Annotated in this window: 4 protein-coding genes and 1 pseudogene; 2 read left to right on the forward strand and 3 right to left on the reverse strand. The window is 62.7% G+C overall.

Going from position 1 to position 4,924, the window contains the following annotated elements:
* Positions 1-150: 150 nt before the first annotated feature.
* Positions 151-2,085, forward strand: coding sequence for a SurA N-terminal domain-containing protein (locus VGH68_RS22135; protein WP_331605852.1), 1,935 nt, complete (start codon positions 151-153; stop codon positions 2,083-2,085).
* Between the two features lie 148 nt (positions 2,086-2,233).
* Here the strand turns inward: VGH68_RS22135 and VGH68_RS22140 are convergent, their stop codons facing one another.
* Both VGH68_RS22140 and VGH68_RS22145 read right to left on the reverse strand, forming a co-directional pair.
* On the reverse strand, positions 2,234-2,578 hold the full coding sequence (locus tag VGH68_RS22140; RefSeq protein WP_331605853.1) for a hypothetical protein: 345 nt from the start codon (positions 2,576-2,578) through the stop codon (positions 2,234-2,236).
* Positions 2,579-2,695: 117 nt separating this feature from the next.
* Positions 2,696-3,400, reverse strand: a complete 705-nt coding sequence (locus tag VGH68_RS22145; RefSeq protein WP_331605854.1) for an arylesterase — start codon at positions 3,398-3,400, stop codon at positions 2,696-2,698.
* Between VGH68_RS22145 and VGH68_RS22150 the strand changes: the two genes are divergently transcribed.
* On the forward strand, positions 3,399-4,085 hold the full coding sequence (locus tag VGH68_RS22150; RefSeq protein ID WP_331605855.1) for an ABC transporter ATP-binding protein: 687 nt from the start codon (positions 3,399-3,401) through the stop codon (positions 4,083-4,085). The two genes, VGH68_RS22145 and VGH68_RS22150, sit on opposite strands and share 2 nt — an antisense overlap.
* A 170-nt stretch (positions 4,086-4,255) precedes the next feature.
* Here VGH68_RS22150 and VGH68_RS22155 read toward each other — a convergent pair.
* Positions 4,256-4,924, reverse strand: a pseudogene (locus VGH68_RS22155) (glucose-6-phosphate isomerase); the annotation flags it as partial.

A 4,924-nucleotide genomic window follows, 5' to 3' on the forward strand; every position in this document is an offset into this window, starting at 1 on the left:
AGTCGGTTAGAATACCGGCCTGTCACGCCGGGGGTCGCGGGTTCGAGTCCCGTCCACTCCGCCAGTATCCACGAAAGGCGAACTCCGGTTCGCCTTTTTTATTGCCCGCTGTTGTAAGATCGGGCGTTCTGTTTTTGGCACCCCTTACGCATGCTCGATTTTTTCCGCAATCACCAGCGCCTGATGATGTTCATGCTCATCCTCGTCATTTTGCCGGGGTTGGGTTTTGTGGGTATCCAGGGCTTCCGCGGCTTCTTTGACGAAAGTACGAACGTCGCGAGCGTCAACGGTCACAAGATCACCCGCGTCGAATACGACGACGCAGTGCGTCAGCAGCTCGATCGCGCGCGTCAGGTCCTCGGCGCGCAGTTCGACATGAAGACGTTCGATACGCCGGAGCATCGCCGGCAAATCCTCGACGGCATGATCGAGCAGCGCGTGCTGGCCGACGAAACACAACGCTTGCACCTGACCGCATCGGACGACGCGGTGCGCCGCACACTGATGGCCGATCCGGTGATCTCTTCGCTGAAGAACCCCGACGGCTCGATCGACATCGAGCGTTACAAGCAGTTGCTTGCGATGCAAGGTATGACGCCCGATCAGTACGACGAGCGCGTGCGCTACACCCTTGCGATGGAGCAGTTGCCGGCGAGCATTCAGGGTAGCGCGTTCACGTCGAAGACACTCGCGCAGCATCTGACCGCACTCGCCGACCAGCAGCGTGAAGTGCAAGGCATCGCTTTCCATCCGCGCGACTACGCAGCGCAGGTCCAGCCGACCGACGCGCAACTGCAGGCCTACTACGACGCGCATCGCAACGACTTCGCGACGCAGGCTACCGCGACGATCCAGTACGTCGTGATGTCGCCGGCCACGCTTGCCGCCTCGATCCAGCCCAGCGACGCAGACCTCAAAAAGTACTATGACGACCACATCGCCCAGTTCCGCACCGACGGTGAAGTACGCGCGAGTCACATCCTGATCGCGGCACCGAAGGACGCGAGCGCGTCCGACAAAGCGAAGGCAAAGCAGAAAGCCGAGGAACTGCTGGCGCAGGTCAAAGCGCACCCCGATCAGTTCGCGCAGATCGCGCAACAGAATTCGCAGGACCCGGGCTCGGCCTCGAAGGGCGGTGATCTCGGCTACTTTGGCCGCGGCATGATCGCGGGTGGCCAGGCGTTCGACGACGCGGTATTCGCGCTGAAGAAGGACGAAATCAGCGGTATCGTGCAAACCGACTTCGGCTTTCATATCGTCAAGGTCACGGACGTGAAGCCGGCGGTCACGCGGCCGTTCGACGAAGTGAAGGACCAGATTGCGAAGGAGTTGAAGACACAGTTGGCCACCAAGGCGTTCACCGATGGGTCGGAAGGTTTCTCGTCGCTCGTGTATGAAAAGGCGAAGAGCCTGCAACCGGCCGCGGACAAATACAAGCTGCAGGTGCAGACCGCGACGGTCACGCCGCAGCCCGATCCGAAGCTGCCGCCCGACAGTCCGCTGAACAATGCGAAGTTCCTTGACGCGGTGTTCGCGAACGACTCGGTGTCGGCGCACAACAATACCCAGGCAATCGACATCGGCGGTAACACGCTGATCGCGGCGCACGTGACCGACTACAAGCCCGCTGCAGTGCCCGCCTTCGACGCGGTCAAAGACGCGGTGCGGCAAAAGGTAATCGCCGCGCAGTCGGACGAAGCCGCGCACAAGGACGGGATCGCGAAGTTAGCCGAGTTCGAGAAGTCGAAAACGACCGCCGGTTTTTCGTCGCCGCTGAAGGTCTCGCGCAACGATTCGCAGGGCGTGCCGCCCGCGGCGCTGAGCGCAATCTACAAGGTGGATGCGCAAAAATTGCCGGCCTACGTCGGCGTCGATCTCGGTGACGACGGTTATGCGATCTATCGCGTCAACCAGGTCGTGGCCGACACCGCAATCGACCCGCACCGCCTCGCCGCGGCCCAGCAGCAGATCGCGCAGGTCGATGCGCAAGCGCAAGTAGAGGCCTTCATCAAGGCACTGCGCGAGCGTTCGAAGGTGAAGTACTACGGCTCGGTCGATAGCGCGCCGCAGACGGCCGACCAGTAAGCGTTGTCTGCCGGCAGAAAGAAAGCCCCGCGATTGCGGGGCTTTTTTTTGTGGCGAGCAGCACGAGATCGACACGCGCGTCAGCCAAAACGTCGGCAGGCGCGAAGCGATGGAACGAGCTATCCCCGCTATCGGACAAGTGCCTGCATTACAGGCATCCGCTGATCGCGCTGGTCGCCTGGCTACCGCCGGTACCATTCGAGGAGCGGAAGCCGACCCACGTGCCCTTGCCGGTATACGACGGGCGTACCACCGCGGCGGCGCCGTTAGGCGGTTGCTGTCCCGGAACGTACACGTCCATGGCCTGATCGTTGGCGAGCGTGGTTTGCGTAACCACCTGTTGTTGCGAAGCGTCCGCCCATTTATGCGCGATGCAGGTGCCGACGGCGGCGGGCGGTTGCTGGCTTTGGCCGACGGATTGGACGCCTGCGGGAGGTTGGCCAGCGCAGGCCGACAGGGCAACAGTCAAAGCGATTAACGGTAGGTATTTCACGTTATCTCCTCAGGAGTCGCTCACGAATGAGCCGGGTCGCACGGGGTTGCGAAAGCGCAGCAATCGCTTTGGAGAGCCGTGTTCCCCTGGTTCCAGAAACAAGTCGTTAGCAGCCCTTCAGTGCGGCGAACTTGTGCGAAGGAGTGGCTTGACAGCGGGCCACACGTTTTCCAGTAGCACGGGCTGTGCCTGCTGGTTCGGATGGATCTGGTCAGCCTGGAACATGTCCGGTTTATCCGCGATGCCGGCCAGCAGAAACGGCACGAGCGGCACGCGGAATTCTTTCGACAACTGGCCGTAGATGCCGTGGAACTTCTGCGTGTAGTCGGGGCCGTAGTTGGGCGGTACATACATTCCGACGAGCACGACCTTCGCGTGCCCCTGCTGGGCCTCTTCGATGATGGTGCGCAGGTTGTCTTCGGTCGTGGAGAGCGGCACGCCGCGCAACGCGTCGTTCGCGCCGAGTTCGACGATCACGATGTTCGGCTTCAATCGTTGCATCAGCGCGGGCATGCGCGCGCGTCCGCCGCTTGTGGTGTCGCCGCTGATACTTGCATTGGCGACGCTATAATCGATTCGCTCTTCGGCCAGACGCTGACGCATCAACGCGACCCAGCCCGTATCGCGGGCCAGCCCGTATTCGGCGGAGATGCTGTCGCCGAGTACGACGATCACCGGCCTCGCGGCTTCCGGCGCATTGGCCGCATCGGCGGGCGAGGGCAACACAACTAGCGCGGCGGCCATCATGGCCGCGCCGAATGCCGCGGTCAACGCCGCGGCGCGAGGGGCGATGGCGCGCACTTCCAACCTATGCTTCACCATGCCAAACAGAACTGATCCAGTCATCGAAGTGCGGGGTTTGTGCAAGAAGGTTAAGGATGCAACAGGCGAGTTGACGATTCTCGACGACATTGAGCTTACGATCGACGCCGGCAGCAGCGTGGCCATCGTCGGTGCGTCCGGGTCGGGCAAGTCTACGCTGCTCGGCTTGCTCGCGGGATTGGACAGCGCGAGCGCGGGCTCGGTTCGGCTACTCGGCCATGAACTCGGCGAACTGAACGAAGACCAGCGCGCCGCATTGCGCGGCGGCTCCGTCGGCTTCGTGTTCCAGTCGTTTCAACTGATGCCGCATCTGACAGCGCTCGAAAACGTGACACTGCCGCTCGAACTGCAAGGCGGCATCAGTACGCGTGACGCCGCGCAACGTGCGCGCGAATTGCTCGATCAGGTCGGGCTAGGCAAACGCACCGGGCACTATCCGAAGCTGTTGTCGGGCGGCGAACAGCAGCGGGTTGCGCTCGCGCGCGCGTTCGTCACGCGTCCGGCGATCCTGTTTGCCGACGAGCCGACCGGCAGCCTCGATGCGGCCACGGGCCACGCGGTGATCGATCTGATGTTCGAGATGAATCGCGCGCACGGCGCGACGCTGGTGCTCGTCACGCACGACATCGAACTGGCGCGCCGCTGTGACATGACGGTGACGATCGAAGCGGGGCGGCTCGGGTAACGAATCCACGGCGAGCCTCGATTCTCGATCGCATGCATCGAGCGCGTCGTCGATGCAAACAAGCGGGCACGCAGCCCGCCTCGTGCATTGCTCGTGAAACCAGGGCTTAGGCGCGGTGCAGTCAAACGATTACAGCATCGCAGCGCGCCGGCCGCCCGATCGCTTCGGTCTCACCGCTTCAACGCCGCGCGTGCGCGCGCGATCAACGCCGATGTCGACGAATCGTGCTTGTTCGCATCGACGCTCGCCGCCGTCAGATCGGCTTCGACCACCTTGCCGAGAATCTTGCCGAGTTCGACGCCCCACTGATCAAACGGATTGATGTTCCACACCGACGCCTGCACCAGCACCTTGTGCTCGTACAGCGCGATCAATGCACCGAGCGAGCGGGCGGTCAGCGCGTCGATGAGCAGCGTCGCGGTCGGCCGGTTGCCTGGGAACACCAGGTGCGGCGCGAGTTCGGGCTTGTCCGGGCCGGCCACTTTCTTCGCCTCTTCCAGCGTGCGGCCAAGCATCAACGCCTCGCTTTGCGCGAAGCAGTTCGCGAGCAGCTTCGGATGATGGCTCGCGAGCGGATGTTCGGGGGTGAGCACCGCGATAAAGTCGATCGGCACGATCGTCGGCCCTTGGTGCAGCATCTGGAAAAACGCATGCTGGCCGTTGGTGCCAGGTTCGCCCCACGTGACCGCCGCGGTCGGATAGTCGACCATCGTGCCATCGAGCCGCGCGGACTTGCCGTTGCTCTCCATCTCCAACTGCTGCAGATACGAAGGAAGAAAATGCAGCGCTTCGGAATACGGCGCGACCAGATAGCTTTGCGAGCCGAAGAAGTTGCGATA

The organism is Paraburkholderia sp. (assembly GCF_036488505.1).
Lineage (GTDB): Bacteria > Pseudomonadota > Gammaproteobacteria > Burkholderiales > Burkholderiaceae > Paraburkholderia.